This is a genomic window from Mannheimia glucosida (genome assembly GCF_046267875.1).
In the GTDB taxonomy this organism is placed as follows: Bacteria; Pseudomonadota; Gammaproteobacteria; order Enterobacterales; family Pasteurellaceae; genus Mannheimia; species Mannheimia glucosida.
In genome coordinates this window covers 1,138,136-1,163,493 of sequence record NZ_CP176502.1, presented here as the reverse complement: position 1 = coordinate 1,163,493, position 25,358 = coordinate 1,138,136, and the positions used below count along the sequence as shown (strand labels likewise).

The 25,358-nt window shown below is 43.3% G+C and carries 20 protein-coding genes; 8 read left to right on the top strand and 12 right to left on the bottom strand.

Annotated elements, in window-relative coordinates:
• The first annotated feature begins 47 nt into the window (after positions 1-47).
• Both ubiG and ttcA read left to right on the top strand, forming a co-directional pair.
• Positions 48-761 (top strand): bifunctional 2-polyprenyl-6-hydroxyphenol methylase/3-demethylubiquinol 3-O-methyltransferase UbiG, encoded by a 714-nt coding sequence (gene ubiG / locus ACJ7Z2_RS05700; protein ID WP_409501078.1) that lies wholly within the window; start codon positions 48-50, stop codon positions 759-761.
• A 62-nt stretch (positions 762-823) separates the two neighbouring features.
• A complete protein-coding gene (gene ttcA, locus ACJ7Z2_RS05695; protein ID WP_409501077.1) occupies positions 824-1,762 on the top strand; it encodes a tRNA 2-thiocytidine(32) synthetase TtcA in 939 nt (312 codons plus the stop codon).
• 47 nt (positions 1,763-1,809) lie between these two features.
• On the opposite strand, the gene ACJ7Z2_RS05690 is transcribed toward ttcA, so the two are convergent.
• The 3 genes from ACJ7Z2_RS05690 to ACJ7Z2_RS05680 form a co-directional block, all read right to left on the bottom strand.
• Positions 1,810-2,394 carry a response regulator gene (locus ACJ7Z2_RS05690; RefSeq protein ID WP_409501076.1) on the bottom strand — a complete coding sequence of 195 codons (585 nt, stop codon included), beginning with the start codon at positions 2,392-2,394 and terminating at the stop codon, positions 1,810-1,812.
• A gap of 125 nt (positions 2,395-2,519) precedes the next feature.
• Positions 2,520-4,175 (bottom strand): PhnD/SsuA/transferrin family substrate-binding protein, encoded by a 1,656-nt coding sequence (locus tag ACJ7Z2_RS05685; RefSeq protein WP_409501075.1) that lies wholly within the window; start codon positions 4,173-4,175, stop codon positions 2,520-2,522.
• 166 nt (positions 4,176-4,341) lie between these two features.
• Positions 4,342-4,833 carry an REP-associated tyrosine transposase gene (locus ACJ7Z2_RS05680; protein ID WP_409501113.1) on the bottom strand — a complete coding sequence of 164 codons (492 nt, stop codon included), beginning with the start codon at positions 4,831-4,833 and terminating at the stop codon, positions 4,342-4,344.
• 237 nt (positions 4,834-5,070) lie between these two features.
• Here ACJ7Z2_RS05680 and ttrB point away from each other — a divergent pair, with 237 nt between their 5' ends.
• From ttrB to ACJ7Z2_RS05660, 4 genes are all read left to right on the top strand, one after another.
• On the top strand, positions 5,071-5,796 hold the full coding sequence (ttrB, locus tag ACJ7Z2_RS05675; protein WP_409501074.1) for a tetrathionate reductase subunit TtrB: 726 nt from the start codon (positions 5,071-5,073) through the stop codon (positions 5,794-5,796).
• Position 5,797: 1 nt separating this feature from the next.
• Positions 5,798-6,820 carry an NrfD/PsrC family molybdoenzyme membrane anchor subunit gene (gene nrfD, locus ACJ7Z2_RS05670; RefSeq protein ID WP_409501073.1) on the top strand — a complete coding sequence of 341 codons (1,023 nt, stop codon included), beginning with the start codon at positions 5,798-5,800 and terminating at the stop codon, positions 6,818-6,820.
• A 166-nt stretch (positions 6,821-6,986) separates the two neighbouring features.
• The gene (locus tag ACJ7Z2_RS05665; RefSeq protein ID WP_409501072.1) at positions 6,987-8,198 is read left to right on the top strand and encodes an ATP-binding protein; all 1,212 of its coding nucleotides are present in this window, start codon (positions 6,987-6,989) and stop codon (positions 8,196-8,198) included.
• 8 nt (positions 8,199-8,206) lie between these two features.
• Positions 8,207-8,704, top strand: a complete 498-nt coding sequence (locus tag ACJ7Z2_RS05660; RefSeq protein WP_409501071.1) for a hypothetical protein — start codon at positions 8,207-8,209, stop codon at positions 8,702-8,704.
• Between the two features lie 227 nt (positions 8,705-8,931).
• Here the strand turns inward: ACJ7Z2_RS05660 and ACJ7Z2_RS05655 are convergent, their stop codons facing one another.
• The 7 genes from ACJ7Z2_RS05655 to ACJ7Z2_RS05625 form a co-directional block, all read right to left on the bottom strand.
• The gene (locus ACJ7Z2_RS05655; RefSeq protein ID WP_409501070.1) at positions 8,932-9,657 is read right to left on the bottom strand and encodes a M48 family metallopeptidase; all 726 of its coding nucleotides are present in this window, start codon (positions 9,655-9,657) and stop codon (positions 8,932-8,934) included.
• On the bottom strand, positions 9,647-12,910 hold the full coding sequence (locus ACJ7Z2_RS05650; protein ID WP_409501069.1) for a type I restriction endonuclease subunit R: 3,264 nt from the start codon (positions 12,908-12,910) through the stop codon (positions 9,647-9,649). Before ACJ7Z2_RS05650 ends, ACJ7Z2_RS05655 begins: the two co-directional genes overlap by 11 nt.
• A gap of 2 nt (positions 12,911-12,912) precedes the next feature.
• Positions 12,913-14,280, bottom strand: a complete 1,368-nt coding sequence (locus ACJ7Z2_RS05645) for a DUF4062 domain-containing protein (protein ID WP_409501068.1) — start codon at positions 14,278-14,280, stop codon at positions 12,913-12,915.
• Positions 14,281-14,336: 56 nt separating this feature from the next.
• Entirely contained in the window at positions 14,337-15,515 is a 1,179-nt protein-coding gene (locus ACJ7Z2_RS05640; protein ID WP_409501067.1) for a restriction endonuclease subunit S, read from the bottom strand.
• 62 nt (positions 15,516-15,577) lie between these two features.
• Positions 15,578-16,435, bottom strand: coding sequence for a DNA damage-inducible protein D (dinD, locus tag ACJ7Z2_RS05635; protein ID WP_409501066.1), 858 nt, complete (start codon positions 16,433-16,435; stop codon positions 15,578-15,580).
• Between the two features lie 63 nt (positions 16,436-16,498).
• Complete coding sequence (locus tag ACJ7Z2_RS05630; protein WP_409501065.1) at positions 16,499-18,016, bottom strand: type I restriction-modification system subunit M; 1,518 nt, start codon at positions 18,014-18,016, stop codon at positions 16,499-16,501.
• 115 nt (positions 18,017-18,131) lie between these two features.
• Entirely contained in the window at positions 18,132-18,698 is a 567-nt protein-coding gene (locus tag ACJ7Z2_RS05625; protein ID WP_409501064.1) for a restriction endonuclease subunit S, read from the bottom strand.
• 268 nt (positions 18,699-18,966) lie between these two features.
• Here ACJ7Z2_RS05625 and ACJ7Z2_RS05620 point away from each other — a divergent pair, with 268 nt between their 5' ends.
• A complete protein-coding gene (locus ACJ7Z2_RS05620) occupies positions 18,967-22,062 on the top strand; it encodes a tetrathionate reductase subunit A (protein ID WP_409501063.1) in 3,096 nt (1,031 codons plus the stop codon).
• A 140-nt stretch (positions 22,063-22,202) separates the two neighbouring features.
• Entirely contained in the window at positions 22,203-23,048 is an 846-nt protein-coding gene (locus ACJ7Z2_RS05615) for an MBL fold metallo-hydrolase (protein WP_409501062.1), read from the top strand.
• 112 nt (positions 23,049-23,160) lie between these two features.
• On the opposite strand, the gene tdeA is transcribed toward ACJ7Z2_RS05615, so the two are convergent.
• Complete coding sequence (gene tdeA, locus ACJ7Z2_RS05610) at positions 23,161-24,558, bottom strand: toxin/drug exporter TdeA (protein WP_409501061.1); 1,398 nt, start codon at positions 24,556-24,558, stop codon at positions 23,161-23,163.
• Positions 24,559-24,648: 90 nt separating this feature from the next.
• Positions 24,649-25,272 (bottom strand): guanylate kinase, encoded by a 624-nt coding sequence (gene gmk / locus ACJ7Z2_RS05605; protein ID WP_409501060.1) that lies wholly within the window; start codon positions 25,270-25,272, stop codon positions 24,649-24,651.
• Positions 25,273-25,358 lie beyond the last annotated feature (86 nt).

Sequence of the window (25,358 nt, the reverse complement as noted above, 5' to 3'; positions counted from 1 at the left end):
GATTAAATACGGTATAGTAACGGCTAAATTTACCATAGGAACAGTTTATGCAAAACGTCGATCAGCAAGAAATTACCAAATTTGAAAATATGGCTAAAACCTGGTGGGATCCAAACGGCAGTTTCAAGCCGATTCATTTACTTAACCCACTGCGTTTAGCCTATATTTTAGAAAAATCGAACGGTTTATTTGGCAAAAAGGTGTTAGATGTCGGTTGTGGCGGCGGTATTTTAAGTGAGGCAATGGCAAAACAGGGGGCGGTTGTTACCGGCATTGATATGACCTCCGAGCCACTTGAGATCGCTAAACAACATGCTAAAGAAAACGGCTTAGACATTGATTATCAGCAAACCACGATTGAAAATTTTTTAGCAAAAATGACCGCTTGCAATACAGAAAAATTCGATGTGATAACCTGTATGGAAATGCTGGAACACGTTCCCGATCCGCTTTCTATCGTTCAAAGCTGTAAAGCATTGCTCAAACCTGACGGTGTGCTGTTTTTCTCTACCATTAACCGTACTTTTAAAGCCTATATGTTGGTAATTATCGGGGCGGAATATGTGCTGAAAATGTTGCCAAAAGGCACGCACGAATTTGAAAAATTCATCAAGCCTGCCGAATTGTTAGCTTGGTGCGATCAGGCTGATTTACGTTGCCAAGAGATGAAAGGCTACCATTTCAACCCATTAACCGAAAAATTTTGGCTCAATAATGATGTGAGTTGTAACTATATCGCTACGCTGAAGCCGAATAATTAACTTGCAAAATAGTGCGAAATCTTTACTATACACCGCTAATTTCTAAGCCTAGTATAACTATTATGACAGACGATATTCAAAAATCTGATAAAAAAATTACTTATAATTTCAACAAGTTACAAAAACGTTTACGCCGCAATGTCGGCAATGCTATTGCTGACTTTGGTATGATTGAAGAGGGCGACCGTGTAATGGTCTGCCTTTCCGGCGGTAAAGACAGCTATACGCTGTTAGATATTTTGCTCAATTTACAACAAAGTGCACCGGTCAATTTTAGTGTGGTAGCGGTCAATTTAGACCAAAAACAACCGGGCTTTCCGGAAGAAGTCTTACCTCGCTATTTAGAAAGCATTGGCGTGGAATATAAAATTGTGGAAGAAAACACCTACGGCATCGTAAAAGAGAAAATTCCGGAGGGCAAAACCACCTGCTCGCTCTGCTCACGCCTTCGCCGTGGGATTTTATACCGCACCGCCACCGAATTGGGTGCAACCAAAATTGCATTAGGGCATCATCGTGACGATATGCTGGCGACTTTATTCTTAAATATGTTCTACGGCGGCAAAATGAAAAGTATGCCACCTAAACTGATTTCTGATGACGGCAAGCAAATTGTGATCCGCCCACTCGCCTATTGTAAAGAAAAAGACATTATCAAATATGCCGAAGCCAAGCAGTTCCCGATTATTCCTTGTAATCTGTGTGGTTCTCAGCCTAATTTACAACGCCAAGTGGTGAAAGAAATGCTGAATACTTGGGATCGCCAATACCCGGGGCGTTTAGAAACGATGTTCAGTGCTTTGCAAGATATCGTGCCGTCCCACTTATGCGATCCGAAATTGTTTGATTTTAAAGGGATTAAACACGGTCAAACCATTGATGGCATAGAAGGCGACACCGCTTTTGATGATGTCAAAATTGAAACCAAAACTTTCTTAGATGAAGATGACGACAACAATTTTGCCGAAGCGGGAATGATTCAGTTTAAAGAAGTAAATTAATACGGCAAAAGTCGGAACTAAAGGTAGCAGAACAATTTCCGCTACCTTTAATATTGTAACTCTCCGAGCATCTGCACCAGCCCCGCCAAACTCTCCGCCTGCATTTTTTCCATCACATTTGCTCGGTGTACTTCCACCGTACGCACTGAAATCGCTAATTTATCTGCGATCTGTTTATTGGTGAAACCTTGCATAATCAGTGGCACAAGGTTACGCTCTTTTTCCGTCAATTTGGCGTAATTTTGCGAAATTTCACGAATTTTCACCGCTTTTTCACTTACTTTTTCCGCCTGTACAATCGCCTGTTTTAGCTGTTCAAAACTTGCCGGCTTTTGCAGAAAATCCACAGCGCCTTTTTTCAATTCAGCGACTGCCATCGGCACATCACCGTGGGCGGTCATAATCACCACCGCCAAGGTCGATTGTGCCTCTCGCAGTTGTTGGTGAACCTGCTGCCCGTCCGGCAATGGCATTCGAATATCTAGTAACAGCACGCCTTGCCGGTGTAAATCCGCCTGTGCCAAAAAATCTAGGCTGGATTGCCACGTTTGGATTTCCACCCCAAGCGGAGCAAGCAGGAAAGACATGGCGTCTAAAATGCTTTCTTCGTCATCAAGAATGTGGATAATCATTTTTTCTCCGTATTCTCCCTGCACGAGCCGTGCAGGGTTATTGAATCCGAGCGACTTTGTCGCTCTATCTAATCGTCACAAAGTGACGAGGGTTATTTAACTGAGTACGGCTCGTACTCAGTAAGTTAATCATCTGGGATAAACAAGCTTACCTTCGCCCCTTTCTCCCCGTTCGCCAATACAATCTGTCCGTTGAGCGATTGCATCAGCCGTTGACATAGCACCAAGCCTAGCCCTAAGCCGTGCGGTTTGTCGCTGCGAAACGGTGCAAACGGAAATTCAAGCTGAGCAGGGGAAAAACCGCCGCCGTTGTCTTCGATTGCAATTTCCAAGCCGTTTTCGACCGCTTGTAACCGCACCGAAATCTCGCTTGCACCGCTTTGCAGGGCGTTGAGTAGGCAGTTGGTCAGCACTTGTTCCAGTACCGTGGCGTGTAAATTAAGCCGAAAAGTGCGGTCGGCAATCAGCAAGATTTGTGCATTTTGGCGATTTTCCACCGCCACAAACTCGATCACATTAGTAATTAATTGGTTCAAAATGACCGCTTGCGGTTCACCGTTCGGACGGTTTTGCACCCAGTCCCGAATACTCTGCATCGTTTTCACCGCTCGATCTACCTGCGCAATCAGCTTATCCAAAATCCGCTGTTGATAAGGATCGCTGTTTTGGCTTTTCAGCCCCTCAGCGTACATTCGCACCGCCGACAACGGCTGTTTCAGTTCGTGAGCAAAACCGGTGGTCATCTCGCCCAACAAAGCAAGGCGGTCAGCTCGGGTCAGCTCCTGTTGATACTGCTGCATTTTGCGGTGAGCCTGCTGTAACGCCTTGCTTTTGCGATAGACCTGATAACGCAGGGCGACAAAGTTGAGCAAAATGAACAACGCCACCGCCAGCAGCCCGAATTTATTGAGCCGAACCCAATCCAGCACCGTTGCCCACAGGCTTTTTTGTTGCGGGTGGCGATACAGTTCACGCAGAATGTGATCGGCTTGGGCGGAAGAAAACGGTAACGTCCAGCGGGGCAGGTCGGGATTATGGCTGTTTAGCAAGCGGGTGGCAAGCTGAACCGCCAGCTCGTTCGGCACATTTTCCATCGCCGCCAGCGACCAGTTCGGCAACAACGGCGTGCTGGTAAGGCAACCCTGCGCCTGTGGGTTTTGCAAAATTAAGCGAAAATCCGACCGCTTGAACTTGCCCTCTTTCTCCAATTCTTCCAGCAAGCAGACCGGCACAATCGCTGCTTCCACCTGTTTTTCCGCCAGCAAAGCCAACGCATTTTCCACCGGAAAACCGCTAAACTGCACCGAAAAATCCCGATTTTGCTGCATTCCTGCCTGATGAAATTGATACAACCCGAGCAAAAAACCGCCGAAGGCATCGTTATCCACCGCACTGATTGTTTGATTTTTCAGATCGCTTAACTGCTGATAACGACTCTCGGCACGCACCCAAATGCTACTGCCCACCGCCCCTTGCTCACCATTTGCCGAAAACGGACTGTTGAGCGTAGCAAGCCAACGCACATTTTGGTTACTCAAATAGAAAAACTGAGCTTGATTGGTCAGCAGAAAATCCAACTCCGCACGGCGACTCGCCTCGTTAATCCCCAATGGAACAAGCTCAAACCGCTCGTTAGGAAACTGCGCATTTAACCAATCCACCCAAGGCTGCCAATGCGTGCGAGTGTAGGCTTCCCCTCGTTGGGCGAGAATGCCGATTTGATAGGTTTCTGCCAAAAGCAAATTGGGGAGAAATAGAAGAAAAAGGAACAGTTTTTTCATTTTAATATCGTAGGTTGGGTTGAGCTTGCGAAAACCCAACATTTATTGATTGAGCTTACGGAAACCCAACATTTATTGATTGAGCTTGCGAAAACCCAACATTTATTGGTTAAACTTACGGAAACCCAAGATTCATTATTTAAATAACAAGCAGTAAATTTCAACATCAACTACCCCAATCATTAGGTAATATTCTCATTTTGACATAACGATGAAATGAGGAATATTTCCAATCAGCGACTTTCTCAACCAATCCATGTTTTAACGGATTAATATGGATATAATTAATGTGATGTTCTAAATCTTTCTCATCACGAATACAATGTTCCCAAAATCGTCTTTGCCATATTCCCCTCTCACCTTTATTTTGACGACTTATCGATACTTCCTCATTTTTAGGAATACTCATAGAAAATTGTGTTTTTATTAAGCGAATACGTTTGGAATAATCACAATCTTCACCAAAGGTGCAAAGCATGTGTAAATGATCCGGTAAAACGACAATCGCATCAATTTCAAATGGGTAGCGATTTTTGACAATTTTAATCGCCATACGTAATTCATTAATATATTTTATTAATAAATCGCTTTTCCTATCTGCCAGATTAAGGGTAAAAAAGTAGGTAGAATTTGGTTTATAAAGACGGCGATATTGCATATTTTTAAGATAGATAGAGCATATTTTAAGTAACAATTCTAAATCAATCGATTGGGTTATGCTATCTAAATACGTTGGGTTACGCTATCGCTAACCCAACCTACATATCCTTGCACCTTGACCGCCTTCCCCTTGATCTCAATCAACTTTCCCCCTGATATGTGGAAAACCACAATACCTTGCCGTTCCCTCTCCGCCTTAGAATACCCTCGTTATTTTTAAATTTGTGGGGGAAATATGGATTTAAGCAAACGTTCCTTTTTGAAAGAGCTTTCAGCCTTGACGGTGGGGGCGAGTTTTGTGCCGTTGCAATCGGCTCAGGCGTTTATGCCGGCTCGGCGTGAGGGCGATGAGAACAAACGCTATGCAATGCTGATTGATTTGCGCAAATGTATCGGCTGTCAGGCGTGTACCGTGAGCTGTTCGGTGGAGAACGCCACGCCGTTGCACAGTTTCCGCACCACCGTGCGTCAGTATGAAATCACCAACGGCACGCAGGTGGCGAACAATGTGGTGTTGCCTCGTTTGTGCAACCATTGTGACCAACCTCCGTGTGTGCCGGTCTGCCCTGTACAAGCAACCTTCCAACGCAAAGACGGTGTGGTGGTGATTAACAACGAGCAGTGCATCGGCTGTGGTTACTGCGTGCAAGCCTGTCCGTACGATGCCCGTTTTATCAATGAAGAGACCAAAACTGCCGATAAATGCACCTTCTGCACTCACCGTTTGGAGGCAGGTCTGCTGCCGGCGTGCGTGGAAAGTTGCGTGGGCGGAGCGAGGGTAATTGGCGATTTGAATGATCCGAAAAGCCAAATTTCCCAGCTTTATCAATCCCATAAAGATGACCTGAAAGTGCTAAAACCGGAGGCTGGCACCATGCCACACGTTTTCTATGTGGGGCTAGACGATGCCTTTGTGAGCAAAATTGACGGGCAACCAATGCTCTGGACGGGGGAGGCGTAAAATGATTCGTGAAGTATTAGTGGAACCGCAACATATCGTCTGGTTGCCGTGGATTGTGCATTATTTCTTCTTCGTGGGCGTGGCGGCAACGGCAGTGTTTACCGCCGTGCTGTTTGCAAAAAAATCGAGTAAACCGACCGCTTGCGAGCTGGCGGCAGTGACGGTCGCCTTGATTGGCTCGATTGTCGCCCCTGTGGCACTGACTGCCGACCTGCACCAGCCGAGCCGTATTCTGCATTTCTACACCGATTTTGCGTGGTGGTCGCCAATGGCGTGGGGAGCGATTATTTTGCCCCTGTTCAGCGTGACGGTAGCGGGTTATTTTGTGCTGGCATTGGCTCATCACACCCAGCCGAACTTGCCGAAATGGTTAGCGTGGCTACACTTGCCAATACTGAAAAATCAAGGCTTGCTTTGGGCATTCCGCTTGTTTGCTGCACTCACCGCTGTCGGCATTATCGGCTACACCGTGCTTGAAACCTATCAAACCGGCACAAGAGCCTTGTGGCACAGTGCGTGGCTATTACCGATTATGCTCTTTTCGGCGTGGGCGGTGGCATTTGGGCTTACCCAAGCGGTCTGCAAAATGCTGTTCCACCCCCAAACCAACACGGGGCTATGGACAAAACTCTGCCTGATTTTAACCGCACTTTCTCTCATTGGTCTTGCTTTCAGCAGTGAAACCGCTCAACGTGATTTTGCTCTGCTCTTTAATGGCTCAATCACCGCCTACCTTGTCGGCATTTTCTGGCTGATTGCCCTCATTTGCAATTTTTCCGCCAAAAACTACCGCTTGCAATGCCTCAGAGTGCTTGCCCTCATCGCCTTCGGCTGGCTACTCCGCTGGGTGCTGGTGATCCAAGTCCAAACCATCGCCAAAACCAATGCCTTGCAAAATCCGTATCATTTTGATTGGACTGCCGTCGATGGTGGATTGGGGATTGTCTCGATTTTTGGGCTAACGGTGCTGGTGACGGTGGGTGTGGGGCAAATCATCAGCCTCACGACTCAGCAAGAGAAGTGATTTTTTCCTAATACGATAAAAGTTTATAAGCGGTCAATCTAGCCAAAAACTTTACACTATTTTAGGTTATAACCATAAAAATACAACATAATTCAATATTATTTATGGTTATAACCATAAAAACTTGTTAAAATAATAATGCTTTTAGGCTTATACCCATAAAAAAATGATTAACCGACCAAACTATCTTCAACAACTCAAACCGTTTATTAATACACCGTTAATTAAAGTAATGACCGGCATTCGCCGTTCGGGTAAATCGACCGTGATGAAACTGCTTCGGGAAGAGCTGATTTCTCAAGGCATTGCCGAACAGCAGATTATTCATATTAACTTTGAAAGTTTTGCATTTAGCGACTTTAAAACCGCCAACAAGCTTTATATGTTGGTGAAAGAAAAAATCCTGACTACCGATAAATACTATCTTCTGCTTGATGAAATTCAAGAAGTGAGCGAGTGGGAAAAAGCGGTGAATGCGTTTATGGTGGATTTTAATCTTGACCTCTATATCACCGGCTCCAACTCGCACTTACTCTCTTCCGAGCTTTCCACTTATCTTGCCGGTCGTTATGTGGAAATCCCGATTTTTACCCTCTCTTTTCAGGAATTTTTGGATTTCAAGACGGCATATTCACCCGAAACTTCATCAAATCCAACCGCACTTTTTCATGAATATTTACGAAAAGGCGGTTTCCCAATGGTACATACCGCGAATTATGAAGCTGAGACGGTCTATAAAATCGTGCAGGATATATACGCCTCCGTTATTTTACGGGATACTGTTCAACGCCATAAAATTCGTGATGTCGAGTTACTGGAGCGCATTGTAAAATATGCCTTTGATAATATTGGCAATACGTTTTCGGGTAAAAATGTTGCCGATTATTTTAAAAGTCAGCAACGCAAAATCGATTTAAATACGGTTTATAACTATTTAAAAGCCTTAGAATCCGCTTTTATTTTGCACCGTGTCGAACGCTTTGATATTAAGGGCAAAGAGATTTTAAAAACCCAAGAAAAATTCTACTTGGGTGATGTTTCTCTGCTGTATGCCACAATGGGATTCCGTACCAGTTTAATTTCAGGCATTTTAGAAAATTTGGTCTATTTAGAGCTAAAACGCCGAGGCTATCAGATTTATATCGGAAAATTGGATAAACAAGAAATCGATTTTATCGCCCAAAAACAGAATGAAAAAATCTATATTCAAGTTGCCTATAAATTAGAAAGTGAAGAGACTGTAAAAAGAGAATTTTCTCCGTTACAGGAAATTGCGGATAATTACCCTAAATATGTGATTACAATGGATGAATTATGGAAAGAGAATTTGGATGGGGTTGAGCATATTTATATTGCTGATTTTTTAGTTAATCTATAGGGGTTAAAATGTATAAAAAATTATTAAGTATTTTTACGATATTTATTTTAAATAGTTGCACTACTTTCTCTTCTCATACAAATTGCATAACAACATCAGAAGTATTAAATAATGCAGTATTAATAAATCATACTGAGGCTGGGGGATTTTTTGTTGGCATAAAACTTAAGCCTCTTAACGATCAATGTCGAGATCTGGTAGATGCTATAAATCAACGCTCTGAACAGGATCTTGAACGGTTTATTAAAGAGCCAAATAAACCCAAAGAATCTGTGTTTAAAGAATCACCCTATTCTCGCTATAACAATGATCTGTTGATAAATCATCGTCCTTTTAGAAAAAGGTTATTTTCAGCGTTGCTCGGTACTCCGTATTCTTGGGTTGATTTTCCAAAAGAACTTAAAGCAGGTCAAAAAATTGAAATTAGATTTACTACTCATATAGAAGAACGCCCCTTAGTTGTTCCTCGTTATACTTATTTAGCAGAAGTTTATAAAATTTTTTAGCTTCAATAGATTTATATCCTTATTTTATTAAAATAAGGATATATCTCACCCTTGACCCAAATCAAACTTCCCCCCAATATGTGGAAAACCACAATATCTCTTGCTATGTCCCGAATACGACTTGATAAGTATCGGGCTGAGCGGAAACTTCTTTGTCTTGATTTATGCCTAACAATTCCTCCCCACCCCTCTACAAGCGGTCAAATTTGCTGAAAATTTTGTAAAAATTATTCCTCTATTTTCTCTAACCTTGCTTTTATGGTTTTCCAATTTGGCATCACTGTTGTCATCAAGCGGTAAAACCGTTCGCTGTGGTTGTGTTCGGCGAGGTGGCAGAGTTCGTGCAGAATCACATAGTCGATACAGGCTTTGGGGGCTTTGACCAGTAGTGGATTGAGTAATAATCTGCCTTTTACCGAACAGCTTCCCCAACGTTTTTGCATTGTGCGTAAGTGGATTTTGGGCTGTGAGGTTATCCAAAGGGCTTGTGGCAATAAATGGTTAAGGCGTTCGTGAAAAATGTGCTTTGCTCGTTCTTGATACCATTGGTGCAGGCATTTTTTCACATTCTCAGTGGTTTTTTGCCTAACATAGATTTCCAAATATCCCCGAAACAGTTTCACTTGATTCGGTAAGTGCGGGGTTTCATAAACCTTTAACTGATATTGTCGCCCTAAATAACGATGACTTTCACCGCTGATATAGTGTCGCTCTCGGCTTTTTGGTGTTTGGGTAAAATAGCGTTGCTGTTTGGCAATCCATTGGGTTTGTTTAGATATGGCAAAAATCAGCTCATTTTTGACCACTTGTGGTGGGACTTTGGCAATAATTTCTCCATTCGGCTGAACAGTTAATCGCACACGTTTCAAGTTCGCTTGGGGAAGAATGCCGACAGTGAAATGGCTTTCGCCATAAGGAATAGCAAGCCACTCTTGAATAGGATTAGTTGCCATTTGCTTGTCCTACTCGCACGATTTGTACAATGCGTTCCACGATCTCTTTCGCCTGTTCTATGCCAGCTCCGACGGATTGACAGGTTCTAAACATCATCGGCAATAACTGTTTGCGGATCTCTTTTTCCACTTGATCGGTATTGAGTGAATACTGGGCAACTACCTGCACAATCAACTGATCAATGGTAAATGCCAACTCAACCCATTGGGTTTCATCATTCGCCAAACTTTCCGGCAGAACGGTTTTAAATACGCCGAAATATGCCTGTGCCGAACGGTTGTCGGCAAAGCGGTCGGGAATTTCAGGCAACTTGCGGGCATTAAGTTGGGTTTCAAAAGCTTCAAACAGCAGGTATTGCTTCATAGGATTGTCAAATAAGGCTTCCGCCTCTTTAATCGCCTGTTGCAACAGCTCGGAAAAACGGGCTTTGGCGTAGGGGTCATCATTCAAATCCAGATCAATAGAACGTGCCAAACGGGAACGGATTTTATCCGCTTCGTTGCGGGTTTTGGTTTCGTCCCACGCTTTGTTTTCCGCTTTACCCATTTTAGTAACCGTATATACGCCATTCGGTTCTTTGATGCCAATTGCTACCAGATGTTTATCAATCAACTGTGCAACCTGATCGGCATAGTCGCCATAATCTACTTGTTCACCCGCATCTTGTTGCACCAAGCGACGCAAATAGCCAAACTGTTTGGCGGTTTCTTTATATAAAGTGCGGTCATTTTCACTGAAATTGGGATCTTGATAGAATGCTTCCGACTGCAACGCCACCTGCAAACAGCGGTTAAAGTCCCGTAATGCAAGGTAGAAATCATCACGCAATTTGTTATTTTTGTCGAAAAAAAGACCGCTTGTTTCGTCCTGTACCATATTCGGCATTAGCACACGGCGAAGCTGCTCAATATCTGCCTGATTTTCAGCCGCTGCAAAAATCGCCTTTAATGCTTTATACAGGCTCGGCAAGCGTAAATACTCGCTTTTTATAGGGCGGTACAGCCCTGCCAAATCTTCAATCGCATAGCCGCCTTGGGTTCTGTTTGCTAAATCCTGATATTTGCTGATGGTCGTATCCAGCTCTTTTAAAATCCCCCGATAATCAATCAGCAAGCCGAATTCTTTCTGTTTATGCAGACGATTTACCCGAGCGATAGCCTGAATCAAATTGTGTTGTTTTAATGGCTTATCAATATACAGCACCGCATTACTCGGCTCGTCAAACCCAGTCAGTAATTTATCTACCACAATCAGTAAGCGTAATGAACTGTCGGGGTCGGCAAAACGGTTCAGTACCTGCTGGGTATATACCGCTTCACTGCCTTGTACATTGGCATTCCACCAACGCACCACTTCATCACTGGCTTGTTCGTCTAGCTCACTGTTACCTTCTCGGCTGTCGGGCGGACTGATCACCACCGCACTTTCAAACAAGCCGATTTCATCAAAGTATTTTTTATAGCGAATAGCGGTACTTTTGCTTTCGCAAGCCAATTGCCCTTTTAATCCTTGCGGAATTTTAGTCGCCAAATGTTCGGCAAGATCTAAAGCAATCAGATGAATTCGTTCGTCCGCCTGATAAATCTGCCCCTTACGGCTGAATTTGCGTTTTAAGTCCGCCTTTTGACGTTCGTTCAGGGCTTTGGTAATACGCTCAAACCAGTTATCAATCGCTCTTTCATTCACATCAAGCTCGGGAATCCGCTCTTCATAAAGCAACGGTGTTACCGTATTATCTTCCACCGCCCGTTGCATCGTGTAGGCGTGGATAATACTACCGAATTTCTGTGTGGTTTCATCGTCTTTCAACAACGGCGTACCGGTAAACGCCACAAACGATGCTTTCGGCAAGGCTCTTCGCATCGCCGTGTGGTTCTCCCCACCTTGGGTGCGATGCCCTTCATCAATCAGCACGATAATGTTTTCGCTCGGGTTAAAACAATCAGTTTGAGCAATGGCGGTATTGAATTTCTGAATCAGGGAGAAAATAATCCGCTCGTTGCCTTGGCTGATCTGCTCGGCAAGGCGTTTGCCGGTTGTCGCCAGCGAATTTTGTCTCTCCCGTTTGGTCGCCAGTTCGCCACTGTTGTAAAAAGTATTACTTAGCTGGTGTTCTAAATCCACCCGATCTGTCACCACCAAAATGCGGCAACTTTTTAACGCAGGGTGCAGCAGCAACGCCTTGCTGAAAAAGACCATCGTAAAAGACTTGCCCGATCCTGTGGTGTGCCAAATTACCCCACCGTTTCTTGCCCCTTTTTCATTCTGTGTCGTGACTCGTTCCAATAAGCGTTTTACGCCGAACACTTGCGGATAGCGTGCCACTACCCGAATTTGTGATTTACGATCAAACAGCGTGAAATAGCGGATCATTTCAAACAAACGTTTTTTGGTCAGCAAGCCGATCAACAGCCGATCTTGCTCTGTTACCGCTAATTTTCCCTGTGCAATCAGTTGCTGATACCAAAGGCGATCGGCTTCATTGGGCAAACAAGCGGTTAAATTTTGCGGAGAATTTGCAACATTCTTGATCTCCGCCATTTCCGCCTCGCTGAACATCTCTTCACGCCACGCCGCCCAGAATTTTGACGGTGTACCGCAAGTGCCGTAACGCCCGTCCACACCGTTGAGTGACAAAACCAGCTGGGTATAGGCAAATAAATGGGGGATTTCAGTCGAGCGTTGATTGCGAAGGGTCTGCGAAATACCTTCTTCAATGGTGCTTTTTTCTTTACCGTCAGGACGTTTGCCTTCAATCACCACCAAAGGTAATCCATTAATAAAACAGGCTAAATCGGGTGTACGGATGGACGAACCCTGCACAGTTGCAACGCTAAATTCTTCGCTGAAATGAAAGGCATTATTTTCAAGGTTATCCCAATCAATAATTGGAATGGTACGGCTGATTTTCTTGCCGTCGATAAATTCGGTAACGGTGATCCCATATAAGAGATGATTGTAGAGATGTTCATTAGCAGTCAGCAGGCTTTCGTTCAGCTTCGGGTCAAGCAACTCCGCCACCAACGTATCCACCGCCTTAACCGACAACGCTCTTTCCTGCCCCGCAAACTCAAAGGTGCGTTTTTCAAGCTCCGCCCGCAACACCGTTTCCAGCACCACATTCCCCAACTTCCCCCCACGCAACGCCAACGCCTGCTTCGGCGAAAGATACTGCCACCCCAGATTATTCAACAAAATAATCGCAGGGATTTTGAAGGTGTATTTTTCTTGGAGTTTGGGGGTAGGGTGCATAATTAATTCTCTAATTGTTGTTTAGTTATAATTAATGGAATCTCAAGTCGTTTAAGTTGCTTAAATTGTTCACACATAATAAAGCATTTAATTACAAATTCCCCTTCAAACAAAGGGGAAATATATACTTTATGAGAAAAATCAAACCTTCTTGTATGCAATAAAGAATCCATCTTGATGCTGATATTGTTATGATCTACCCATAATTTATTTTCTCCCCGATTGAGAAATAAATTTTCAGACGACAATTCAAGATCATCCATATTATGAGAAAAATTAAATCCATCTATTCTAGGTGCCAGATTGCTAAATCTAGCCATCTGAGAGAAGAAAGGTCTTATTGATTCCTGGTATTTTCTTCCAGCTTCGAAAATTGGATTTTTAGGTATATTTAAAGTTGGATCTTCTAATTCTTTGAAATACTCATTAGTAAAGACTCTAACCTCTTTAGGAAACTCTATATCGATATAAATTTCACTTGCTTTTAAACTACCAAAATTAGATACTGAAACCTCTAACAAAATATGATGATTTTTGATTAATTCATATTCTAATTTCTTTTTGTTAAACTCTTTTACTTTTTCTACACTAGGAATCTTAGAGTTAAAATTTTCAATATCATCATCTGTTATAAATGGCAATAATTCTTTGCCAATACTATCTTTATTGATTTTTTCATATTGAAATTTTTTCACTAACCCTTCAACATATTTAGGATAATTCAAAGATAATTTATGATTATTATTCAATAATACTTCTAACTCAGGAATTCCTTCATTTTTCTTATAATTTTCTAACTCTAGGCGTAACTCGCTATTTTCCTTACTGAGCCTAGCCAATTCATTAGCCATTTCTGGTGATGCTGCTTGATTTCCTCTGACCCAACCAACTGTTTCGTAATTATGAAAAGCCTTAAATAAGGCTGGGTGAATTTTATTAATTAAATCATCTGGCGTATCCCAAAATTGACACATTTTAGTTTTAGCCTTATTAATAAATTGCTCTAGCCTAGATATGAGTTCGGGATCTGTTTCTCTTTCATTCGGTGATGTTGGTACCTCTCTCTTTCTAATAAAAGCTAATACGGGTATTCCCTTAGAAACAGCATAATCATACTCTTTTTCTGTATAACTAATACCTGAATCAGGATCTATACTGCCATATCTATGCCCAATAATTACAATATAATAATCACTAGAATCAATAGTCCGTTGAATGATACTCCACTGTTGTTCATCTCCTGCACTAAACATTTCCATTCCCGCCGGAAATTGCTCTAATGCAAGAATGCTGTTAATAACCTTACTTCTTGTTTCAATTAAATCCACATATGTTGAACTCACAAAAATCTGATATTTTTTATTATTCATACAAATTCCTTAGTAGCTCGGGCATTTATGCCCGATAATTTATCTAAATACCCAACCTACAATAATTTCTGCATCAACGCCCTTTTCTCCAACTTCAAACAGTCCAATTTTTTCTGTAATGTTTCGATTTCTTGATCAGCGGTTGTGAGAATTTCGGCGATTTTTTGTTGTTCTTCAAAACTTGGCATATACAAACTGAATAATTTTATATCACTTGTTGAAATACTTGCTTGATTTACCGCACTTTTTGCAAAACTTTTTGCATATTTTTTGCCAATTTCTGAATTTAACATATGGTATAAAAATGAACTATTAAACTCACTTTTGACTCTTAAAAGAAGTAAATTCATTCCGTGATATAACTCTTCATCGCTATTATAGTAAGCAACTTTTCCTATATGTTCTAAGCTATTGATATGGCTATAAAGAATATCTCCTTTCTCTAATTTAAATCGTTTAGTATTTTCATCATCGGGAGCATAACCAACCTTACATAAATTAATTTTTCCTGTTGAAATAGTTTCAATCCGAGTAACAGGCAATCCTGATTTCAAATTTGTATCATAAGTTAACCCATTTGATATTTTAGAAAATACATCAGCTAGTTTAGTCTTCTTCCACTCCCCACTAAACCCGCCAACTCTTTTCTCTCCGCTTAACAACATCTGCATTAGGGCTTTTTTCTGTTGTTGGCTGTTGGCGATCTGTTTTTCTGTGGTTTGAATGGCGTTATCCCATGCTGATAAAATCTCGGCTATTTTGATTTGTTCGGGGAGTGGGGGAACTGGGACTTTAATTGTTTTAATAATGCTAGCACTTAAATTTTCTTGTCCACCGCTATTAGACATTTCCCTAATATCATCATATTTACTCATTAAGTATTGATAGTAAAAATCAACAAAATATCCATCTTTCAGCATAATTGCCGCACAAGCTTGGTTTGTTGTTGCTTCTATGCCTAATTTTGCTACTTGTCCACGAGTTTTCCCTTGCCCATACATTGCCATCAAAATAGTATTTACGGGAAATAATTTTGCAGATGAATTATTTAAACCATCTTCCGTAATTTTTTCCGCTGTATCAAAAATAGTATTAAATTTAACTTCTGCCGTAGTTACCCAAGGAATAGAGCCTTTCCAATATGTTTCATTTTTTCGATTGGGCGTACCACCTGATGAAATAGTAGCAATTTCGCCCAAAAGTTTCATTTCCCACCCTTTCCGCAATTTATCCATTTCTTATCCTATTTTGCAAAATTTCTTTAAAATTTAACCGCTTGTTGTTTCATGTAGCAAAGTTATTTATCTTCCTTTTTCGGCAAAGCAGATTGTTTAATCAGTTTTTTATTCGCACTGGTTACTCTACGTTTAAGTTTTTGTAAATCTTCTGCCGGCGGTAGCTCTTCTGGCTTAATTCCACGCTGTTTAAGCATTTCCCGTACGCTTTTATTATTTTGAACGTGTTCCTCACTAATTGACGTTTCTCCCTGTAAATCGTTGGATTCAACATTGAAATTCGTGATTTCTGTTGCCAAATTTTTGGCGGCAATGGTCACTGTTGGTAGAAAATCAGCAAGCGGTCTGCTTTTCGGCACAGAAAGTTTCTCTTTCATTGTCTGTGTCGAATTCCCACCAAATAATGCAGCGTCTCCTTTGGAACGAATACGTCCAAAGCCTTGTTCATCAACGCCACGCTCATAGATATTTTGTGATAATTTAGTTTCAGATTCTGTTAATTTTTGTCGGGCATCTAAACGGTTCTGTAAGGCTAAACGCTCTTCCAGCAATTCTTGCTTGCGGGTTTGTAACGCAAAATAGGTCTGTGCAAATGCAACCGCACTTTTTCTCGGGTCCGCATTTTGTGCGACGAGATAGCAGGCGTAGCGAGTGAGTTGCATATCGGCTCTTGTCCGTTCTGCATTATTTCCTGTAATAGATTTGGTATATACATCACGAAAATGCTCATCTATTGGCACATCGCTATTATGGCAAGCTTCTTTTGCTTTCTCTAAAACATTCTTAAAGTTATCCCACTTATCATATCCCAGCAAAGACATTACATCCCTTGCATAGAAAAACTCAATACTCGTTCCATCAATAATTTGAATATATTGATCAAATTGTGTTTTTAATAAAGAAATTTCTGCTTTATTCATATCAATTCTCCATGATATTTTTTAAACAAGTTCCCGACGTCGGGAACTTGTTCAAAGTTTGGACTAAATCCCCAACTCCTTCAAATACTCCGCCATTTTCTCTTCCAATTCCGCCAGTTCTTTCTGCAAGGCGAGGCGTTCGGCACGAACGGCTTTGAGGTCGATTTTTTCTTCGGCTTCAAAGGTGTCCACATAGCGTGGGATATTGAGATTAAAGTCGTTTTCTTGTAGTTCGGCAAAATTGGCAAGATAAGCGTATTTTTCCACCGCTTGTCGTGCTTGATAAGTGCGGTGGATTTTGGCGATGTTTTCCGCCGTGAGCGTATTTTGGTTTTTGCCTGCTTTAAATTCTTGGCTGGCGTCAATAAAGAGTACGCTGTCGTCAGTTTTATCTTTGCGGAAAATTAAAATCGCTGCCGGAATGCCTGTGCCGTAAAACAGTTTTTCCGGTAAGCCGATTACCGCATCAAGCAAGTTTTCTTCAATCAGTTTTTGACGAATTTTGCCTTCTGCTGCCCCACGGAACAGCACACCGTGTGGCACGACAACGCCCATTCGCCCTGTGTCGTCCTTTAAGGTTTCAATCATATGCAAAATAAAGGCGTAATCCCCTTTGGTTTTCGGCGGTAAGCCACGAGAGAAACGCTGAAAGCGGTCTTGTCCTGCTTCTTCGTAGCCCCATTTATCCAGCGAAAACGGCGGATTGGCGGTAACGATGTCAAATTTCAGCAGATTGCCTTGTTTGTCAGTCAGCTTTGGATTGCGGATGGTGTCACCCCATTCAATGCGATGATTATCTTCGCTGTGCAAAAACATATTCATTTTTGCCAAAGACCACGTTGAGCCAATCGCTTCTTGCCCGTAAAGGGCGTAATTTTTGCTTTGATGATTTTGTTGTACTTTTCGACCGCACTTCATCAGCAACGAACCCGAACCGCAAGCAGGGTCACAAATACTGTCGCCGATTTGCGGATCTAATAATTCTGCGATTAAATCAGATACTTCGGGCGGAGTATAAAATTCCCCCGCTTTTTGCCCACCACTAGCAGCAAAGTTTTTAATCAGATATTCGTAAGCATTGCCGATAATATCCAGCGTTCCCACTCGACTTGGTTTTAAATCTAATTCCGGCTTGGCAAAATCTTCTAACAGTTCACGCAAAATAGTGTTTTTCTGCTTTTCTTCGCCCAGCTTGTCGGTATTAAAGGAAATATCTTGGAACACGCTTTTTCCCGCATCTTTCAATTTTGTGCCATTAGCTTCTTCAATAGCGTGCAGGGCTTGGTCAATTCGCTCGCCATTGCCGGCTTCAAAACGGCGTTCATATAGATGATAAAAATTCGCCTGTGGTGGTAGCACAAAACGCTCTTGCTTCATCATCTCTTCAATCAGCTCCGGTACATCGCCATATTCTGCTTGGTAATTCTGATAGTGATCCTGCCAAACATCGGAAATGTATTTTAAAAACAGCATGGTTAAGATGAAGTCTTTGTAGGTATCCGCACTGATCGTGCCACGAAACGTATCGCACGCCGCCCATAATGCTTTGTTAATCGCATCTTGATTAAGTTGAGTTGTCATTTTTTGTCCTTGTGAGTTAATTTTAAGTGATGATGTTGGGCATGAATGCCCAACCTACGAAATATTAGAATAATAAAATAAATGCCATCATCTGGTATTTATGCCTACGCTGATCCTAGTCTAGCTCTTGAGCAATCGCATTCATTAACTGCTCGTTATTTTCAATTAGCCTTAATGCCGTAATCCTTTCCTGCTTTAAAGTTTCTATTATGGAGATAATGATCTCTTGTTTGGATAAAGACGGTATTTTTATCGGTAAGGCTTGCAATACTGGGCGGCGAATACTTTTTGTGATCGTACCTTCAACATGTTGGCTTAAATACTTTTGGCTGGTCTGCAAATTTAGCCACCAATCCAGATATTTCGGCAAAACCTGAGGAGAGGTTGTGCGAATAACAAAAAAATGGGGAGATGCCACCACTTGTCTGTCTGCAATACAATTATCAATATATATTGCTTGATAATTGTTCCCCCTAGAAGGGATTAAAATATCGCCCTCCCGAAGCCATTCGTATTCTCTTACTTGGTCTAATTGCGTTTTCACACAATTTTTCCAATCAATGCCATTTACTGCGGAACAGTCTTTCATCTGAATCACAACCACATTGCCGGTTGGATTTTCTGGCACTTTGGTTCTAAAAAGATAACCTGTTTGAATATCAGCAACTTGTATTAAGTTCATTTAATTACACCATTCTCCTTACAACACTATTTTTTTAAGATTGTAGATCGTAAAACAATCTATTTCAATAGAAATTTTTGTTCCATTGTAATTACAATAATGATGCGTTTTTTATATTTTGCAAAACTTTGCAAATTTCCACCGTACTTTGACCGCTTGATCTCAATCAACTTTCCCCCCGATATGTGGAAAACCACAATACCTTGTTGCCCTGTCGAAAATCTACAATAGTCTCGTTAAATTTTACGCATTTGTGGGGGAAGAAAAGATGAACAATAAACGCAGAAATCTGTTGAAAGGCGGGCTGGTGCTTGGTGGGGCTACGGCGTTTGGGGCGGGGTATGCACCGAAGGTGTCGGAGATTGCAAAAGGGATGATGCACGGCACATCGGGCGAGAAAACCCGTGATCCGATTCACGGTAATTCGCTCACGCCGGAGTATCAGGTGAAAGAGGGCAAACTGCTCAGCAATCCTGATCAAATTGTGTGCAATACGCAGTGTATGGGCTGTTGGACGCAGTGTGGCATTCGGGCGAGGGTGGATTTGAACACCAACCAAGTCATTCGTATTTCGGGCAATCCGTATCACCCGCTTTCCTCCGACAAAACCCTGCCGTTCGGTATGCCGATTGCAAAGGCTGAATTGTTGCTGGCGGGCGAAAGCGGCATTGAAAACCGTTCCACCGCCTGTGCCAGAGGGGCGGCGTTCTTAGAGGGCGTGAACAGCCCGTATCGGATTACCCAGCCGTTGAAACGGGTCGGCAAACGGGGCGAAGGCAAGTGGCAGACTATCAGCTTTGAGCAGTTGGTAGAGGAAATCGTCAATGGTGGCAATCTGTTTGGCGAAGGCGAAGTGGAGGGCTTGAAGGCGATCCGCAATTTGGTCGATCCGATTAACCCGAAACAGCCCGATTTGGGAATGAAAGCGAACCAGCTTTTGGTCACCTTTGCCGGCCCCGAAGGTCGTCAGCCGATTTTACAACGCTTTGCCCAAAAGAGCTTCGGCACGATCAACTTTTCCAACCACGGGGCTTACTGTGGCGCTTCGTACCGTGCCGGTTCGGGGGCGTTTATGAAAGATTTTGACAACCAGCAACACGCCAAGCCGGACTGGGATCACGCTGAATTTATTCTGTTTATCGGCACGTCTCCGGCACAGTCTGGCAATCCGTTTAAGCGTCAGGCTCGCCAGCTTGCCAAACGCCGCCCTGATGACAACTTCAGCTATGTGGTGGTTTCCCCTCGCTTGGAGATGACCTCCTCTCTCGCCACTCAAAACAACCACTGGGTGCCGATTAAGCCCGAGGGCGATTTGGCGTTGGTGATGGGAATGCTGCGTTGGATTATCGAGAACGAGCGCTTCAATGCCGACTACCTCTCCCGCCCAAGTTTGGCGGCGATGGAAAACGCCGGTCACGTCAGCTATGCCAATGCGTCACATCTGATTATTTGCGAGCCGAACCACCCGAAATTCGGGCAGGCGTTGCGGATTAGCGATCTGCACGCAGTCGAACTTGCCCCCGAAGAGAAAGTGGAAGAGAACCTGATTGTGGTCAAAGATCAGGCAACCGGCGAACTCATTTCAGCAAAAGATTGCTTACAAGCGGTCATTTTTGTCGAACAAATTGCAAAACTGCTTGATGGCTCGGAAGTGTTGGTGAAATCCTCAATGCAGTTGCTGAAAGAGGCGACACAAGAGAAAACCCTTGCCGAATATAGCGACATTTGTGGCGTGCCGGTGCAAAGCATTGAGAACTTGGCGAAAAAATTCACTTCGCACGGTCATAAAGCCAATGCCATCACTCACGGCGGCACGATGCACAGTACCGGTTTTTACACCAGTTGGGCGATTTTGTTGCTGAATGCCATGGTCGGCAATATGAACAAAAAAGGCGGAATGGCGGTCGGGGCGGGTAAATTCAAAGACTTCGGGGACGGCCCTCGCTACAATTTGGCGAACTTCCCGAACGAAGTGAAGCCGAAAGGCACTAACCTTGCCCGCAGTAAAAAGGCGTACCAAAATTCAAGCGAATTTAAGCAGAAAGTGGCGAAGGGCGAAAATCCGTATCCGGCACAAGGGGCGTGGTATCCGTTCACCGGCGGCCAAACCACCGAAATGTTTACCTCAATGGTGCAGGGCTATCCGTACTTTGCGAAAGCGTGGATCAACCATATGGCGAACCCCGTTTACGGCTTAACCGCTATGAACCCGATTGCGTTGGAGAAGCTAAAAGATCCGAAAATTCTACCGCTCTTTGTCTCTATTGATGCTTTTATGAACGAAACTACCGCACTGGCGGACTACATCGTGCCGGACACCCACAACTTTGAGAGCTGGGGCTTTTCAACGGCGTGGGGCGGCGTACCTCAACGCACCAGCACCGCACGCCACCCGATTGTGCCGTCTAAAAACGCCAAAACTGCCGAAGGTGACACCATCTGTATGGAGAATTTCGTGATTGCGGTGGCGAAAAAAATGGGCTTGCCGGGCTTTGGCGAAAATGCGATTGCCGATTTAGAAGGCAACAGCTATCCGCTCAACCGTACCGAAGATTACTTCCTACGGGCGGCAGCGAACATTGCCTTTGCCGGTGAGAAACCTGCACCGGACGCCAGCGAGCAAGATCTGCTGCTCACCGGCGTGCAACGGATTATGCCGAAAATTGAACAAACGCTAAAAGCCGAAGAGCGATTAAAAGTGGCGAATGTGTATTGCAAAGGCGGACGTTTTGCCCCACACGAAAGTGCGTGGAAAGAGGAGAATATGGAGTTCCAGTGGAAAAACTGCCTGCAAATTTGGAACGAAAACGTGTATAAAGCCCAGCACCACAGCAACGGTGAACACTATTGGGGCTGCCCTCGTTATATGTCGCCACGTTTTGCGGACGGCTCCACGCTGGAACAGCACTATCCGCAGTCGGAATGGGGCTTTAAACTGATTTCCTTTAAATCGAACATTATGAGCAGTATCACCGCCCCACTGTTGCGTTTGCTCTCGATCAAGCCGGAAGGTTTAGTGGCAATGAACCGTTTAGATGCGGAAGAAAAAGGCATTAAACACGGCGATGTGGTGAAACTCAGCACCCCAACCGCCGGCTTGACGGTGCAGATTGTGGTGCTGGACGGTATCGCCCGAGGCACAATCGGCATCGAACACGGCTACGGTCATAAACAACTCGGGGCAAGTTCCTACACCATTGACGGCGTGGAAATTCCAGCCAACCCGATGATCGCCAAAGGGATTAACCTCAACGACCTCGGCATTATCGACCATACCAAAGCAGTCAAATCCCCGTGGGTAGATTGGGTCTGTGGCTCGGCGGTGAGAAACGGCATACCGGCGAAGGTGGAGAAATTAGCCTAGCCGAACAAGCGGTCGCTTTTGCAGAAAAATGTGCAAAATCGACCGCTTTTATTGATGTAAGGGACACTGTTCCTTATGCAAACCAGCATTGCAGAGCGTAAAAAATCATACTCTGCATTTTAATTTATTTTGGAGAGCCTATGACTTTTGTCAAAAAAACAGCACTGAGCCTGATTGCAACGGCACTTTTCGCTACATCAAGTTTTGCCGCTGAGCAGAGCCAATACCAACATATTCGTAATGCAACGGCGAAAATTGAATATGCCGGCAAGACGTTTTTGGTCGATCCGTATTTAGCGGATAAAGATCGCTACTTACCGCCGAATGCGAAAAAACGTAATCCGACCGTGGATATGACTGTGAGCATTGATGAAGTGTTAAATGGCGTGGATGCGGTGATCGTAACTCACACTCACCACGATCACTGGGACGATGTAGCACAACAACGTGTGCCGAAAAATCTGCCGATTTTTGTGCAGAATGCCGGTGATGCCCGTTTAATCCGTTCACAAGGTTTTACCGATGTGCGTGTGGTCGGCAAAGATACCCCATTTGAAGGTGTAACCTTAACCCGCACTCGTGGTCAGCACGGCACCGATGCGATGTATGCGGACCCGAAAATTGCCGAAATGGTTGGTGATGCAATGGGTGTGGTGATGAAAGCGGAAGGCAAGCCGACCGTCTATTTGGTGGGAGATACCATTTGGAACCACGAAATCAAACATTCGTTCAACACTTATAAACCAGACTTTGTGGTGCTGAATGCCGGCTGTGCCAAACTACCAAACTTTGAAGGCAGCCCGATTATGTGTACCGAAGATGTTTCTAAAGCACACAAAATCGCACCGCAAGCGAAAATCTTAACTGTGCATATGGACGCCCTGCCACAAACCTCTATCAGTAGTGATCAGATGCGTGACTATGTACAAAAAGAGGGATTAGATCGAGTGACTGTACCGAAAAACGGAGATGTGATTAAGTTCTAGTAGCTAAACTAACATTACCAAAATGGTTTAAGTAGCAATAAATAGCGAAGTGGGTTAAGCCATCAAGCCTTAACCCACTTTTACCAACCATAGTATATAGTTTTAGATACAATTATCTTCTGTATTTACCTGCCATTGCTTGGTAAACCGCATTCTCGTTGGTTAAAATCGTATATTTCGCATTTAAAATTGCCAACTGAGAATTAAGCTCGGTATTCAGTGCGGTAATCCACTCACGGAACTCCGACACACCTTGTTCATAACGGTTTTTATAGTATGTACTGATCCGTTTATTTTTCGCATTGGTATCTTGAAGGATTTTTAATGACCCTTTAGATTGCGTGTAGCTGTAATAATAACGGTCAATTTCGTTTAAGGCTGAGGTGATTTTTTGCTCGTAGTTTAAACGGGCAGTCACATAATCCGTTTCAGAAATTTTTACGTTATTTTTAACCCGATTCCAATCTAAGAACGGTAAATCCAATTTAATTAAGCCGTTACCCACAGGGTTATCTGCCACATTGCCGATATTGGTTGCACTACCGGTAATAGAACCACCGATGGTTAAGGTTGGGAACCAGCTTTTCTCGGTTGCGGTTAAGGTTTTAAACGCACTTTGTAAGCGTTGTAGCGAGCCTACTACATCAGGGCGATTAGCAATGGCTGACACCGGCACATTTAAATCTACCCCTTGCAATTTCACGCTCATAATATTCGGGTAACGAATGTTAAGCGGAGTATTTGGCTGAACATTTAACAAATTGCGTAATGTTTGCTCGGCAATTTTTTGGTTGGTTTTCAGATCAATTACACTATTTCTGGCGTTTAAGACCGCTTGTTGAGCCTGATCAACCGCTAAACTATCAATCGCACCGGCATTCATTTTGTTAGTTAAAATACGGCTGATTTGCTCATAATTGCGAATGCTCTCTTCGGTAATACGAATCGCATCACGATAGTAAGCTAACTGGTAGTAAGTAGTCACAACCGCATTAATAATAGATAAACGGGTAGCTTTTAAGTCTTCAATGGTGGCTTTATGCGTCCATTCTGCCGCACTGGCGGTATCGGCTAAACGTCGCCATAAATCCACAGTATAACTTAAATTAAATGCAGCTTGAGCCGCTGTTGTTGAAACACCGGTTGACACATTATTTGAAGAAGCCGAACCTAAGCCTTTTGCCGCAGAAACCGAACCTGAACCGCTAAAAGTTGGCACTAAATTTGCCCCTACTAAATTAGCGTTATACAAGGCTTTATTGACTGCAATTCCGCTTTTGGCTAAATCAAGGTTATTTTTGATGGCTAAATCGACCACACGGTTTAATTCCGCATCCGTATAGCCTTGCCACCATTGCTCGTTAATTTGATATTGTTTGGTAATTTCATCATAGCTTTGATAGGTTTGCTGTGCTTGTTGCAAAGTCCCGTCATTGCTCATATTCCCTGTGGTACAGGCGGTTACGGTTAGAGCCAGCACCACAGAAAATGCTAATTTTGAAAGTTTCATTACATTTCCTTTTGAAAATAAATAGGGGAAAAACGGGCGTATTCTACCCAAAAACAGATAGCCTTTCCAGTTAAATGAACAGCTGTTCATTTAATTATTTAACAAATCAGTAATTAAATGCTGATGACGAATTTGTTGCGAGCCTAAGCTCAAACGCTCGGCAAGTAAAATCACTTTTAACTCTTTCAATGCCTGTTGGAAATCATCATTAATAATCACATAATCGAACTCATTGTAATGGCTCATTTCCGACACCGCCTCAGCCATACGTTTGGCAATGGTTTCAGCGGAATCTTGCCCACGCCCGATTAAGCGTTTTTCCAATTCTGCTTTTGACGGCGGCAGAATAAAAATGGTTTTCACATTCGGCACTTTTTCCCGAATTTGTCTAGCCCCTTGCCAGTCAATATCCAAAAAGACATCAATGCCCTGCTCTAGGCTACGTTCAATCATCGGCAATGATGTGCCGTAATAATTGCCAAACACCTCCGCCCATTCTAAAAAATGCCCCTGCTCAATCAGCTGCTTAAACTCATCGTGCGAAGTGAAATAATAATGCACGCCGTCCTGTTCTGCCGGACGAGGCTGACGGGTAGTGTGTGAAATCGAAAGTTGGACTTCCGAACGGGGTAAATCCGCCAACAAGGCGTTAATTAAGGAAGATTTTCCCGCTCCACTTGGGGCAGAAATAATATAAAGATTGCCTAAACTCATTGTATATAGCTATTTGTTTTTTTGAAGGAGGCGAATGATAATCCGCCCTCCATTTTACATAGGAATAAATAAAAATAATGGACAAC

Coding starts and splice junctions, on each gene's coding strand:
- ubiG (WP_409501078.1), top strand. CDS start 48: ATGCAAAACGTCGATCAGCAAGAAATTACCAAATTTGAAAATATGGCT.
- ttcA (WP_409501077.1), top strand. CDS start 824: ATGACAGACGATATTCAAAAATCTGATAAAAAAATTACTTATAATTTC.
- ACJ7Z2_RS05690 (WP_409501076.1), bottom strand. CDS start 2,394: ATGATTATCCACATTCTTGATGACGAAGAAAGCATTTTAGACGCCATG.
- ACJ7Z2_RS05685 (WP_409501075.1), bottom strand. CDS start 4,175: ATGAAAAAACTGTTCCTTTTTCTTCTATTTCTCCCCAATTTGCTTTTG.
- ACJ7Z2_RS05680 (WP_409501113.1), bottom strand. CDS start 4,833: ATGCAATATCGCCGTCTTTATAAACCAAATTCTACCTACTTTTTTACC.
- ttrB (WP_409501074.1), top strand. CDS start 5,071: ATGGATTTAAGCAAACGTTCCTTTTTGAAAGAGCTTTCAGCCTTGACG.
- nrfD (WP_409501073.1), top strand. CDS start 5,798: ATGATTCGTGAAGTATTAGTGGAACCGCAACATATCGTCTGGTTGCCG.
- ACJ7Z2_RS05665 (WP_409501072.1), top strand. CDS start 6,987: ATGATTAACCGACCAAACTATCTTCAACAACTCAAACCGTTTATTAAT.
- ACJ7Z2_RS05660 (WP_409501071.1), top strand. CDS start 8,207: ATGTATAAAAAATTATTAAGTATTTTTACGATATTTATTTTAAATAGT.
- ACJ7Z2_RS05655 (WP_409501070.1), bottom strand. CDS start 9,657: ATGGCAACTAATCCTATTCAAGAGTGGCTTGCTATTCCTTATGGCGAA.
- ACJ7Z2_RS05650 (WP_409501069.1), bottom strand. CDS start 12,910: ATGCACCCTACCCCCAAACTCCAAGAAAAATACACCTTCAAAATCCCT.
- ACJ7Z2_RS05645 (WP_409501068.1), bottom strand. CDS start 14,280: ATGAATAATAAAAAATATCAGATTTTTGTGAGTTCAACATATGTGGAT.
- ACJ7Z2_RS05640 (WP_409501067.1), bottom strand. CDS start 15,515: ATGGATAAATTGCGGAAAGGGTGGGAAATGAAACTTTTGGGCGAAATT.
- dinD (WP_409501066.1), bottom strand. CDS start 16,435: ATGAATAAAGCAGAAATTTCTTTATTAAAAACACAATTTGATCAATAT.
- ACJ7Z2_RS05630 (WP_409501065.1), bottom strand. CDS start 18,016: ATGACAACTCAACTTAATCAAGATGCGATTAACAAAGCATTATGGGCG.
- ACJ7Z2_RS05625 (WP_409501064.1), bottom strand. CDS start 18,698: ATGAACTTAATACAAGTTGCTGATATTCAAACAGGTTATCTTTTTAGA.
- ACJ7Z2_RS05620 (WP_409501063.1), top strand. CDS start 18,967: ATGAACAATAAACGCAGAAATCTGTTGAAAGGCGGGCTGGTGCTTGGT.
- ACJ7Z2_RS05615 (WP_409501062.1), top strand. CDS start 22,203: ATGACTTTTGTCAAAAAAACAGCACTGAGCCTGATTGCAACGGCACTT.
- tdeA (WP_409501061.1), bottom strand. CDS start 24,558: ATGAAACTTTCAAAATTAGCATTTTCTGTGGTGCTGGCTCTAACCGTA.
- gmk (WP_409501060.1), bottom strand. CDS start 25,272: ATGAGTTTAGGCAATCTTTATATTATTTCTGCCCCAAGTGGAGCGGGA.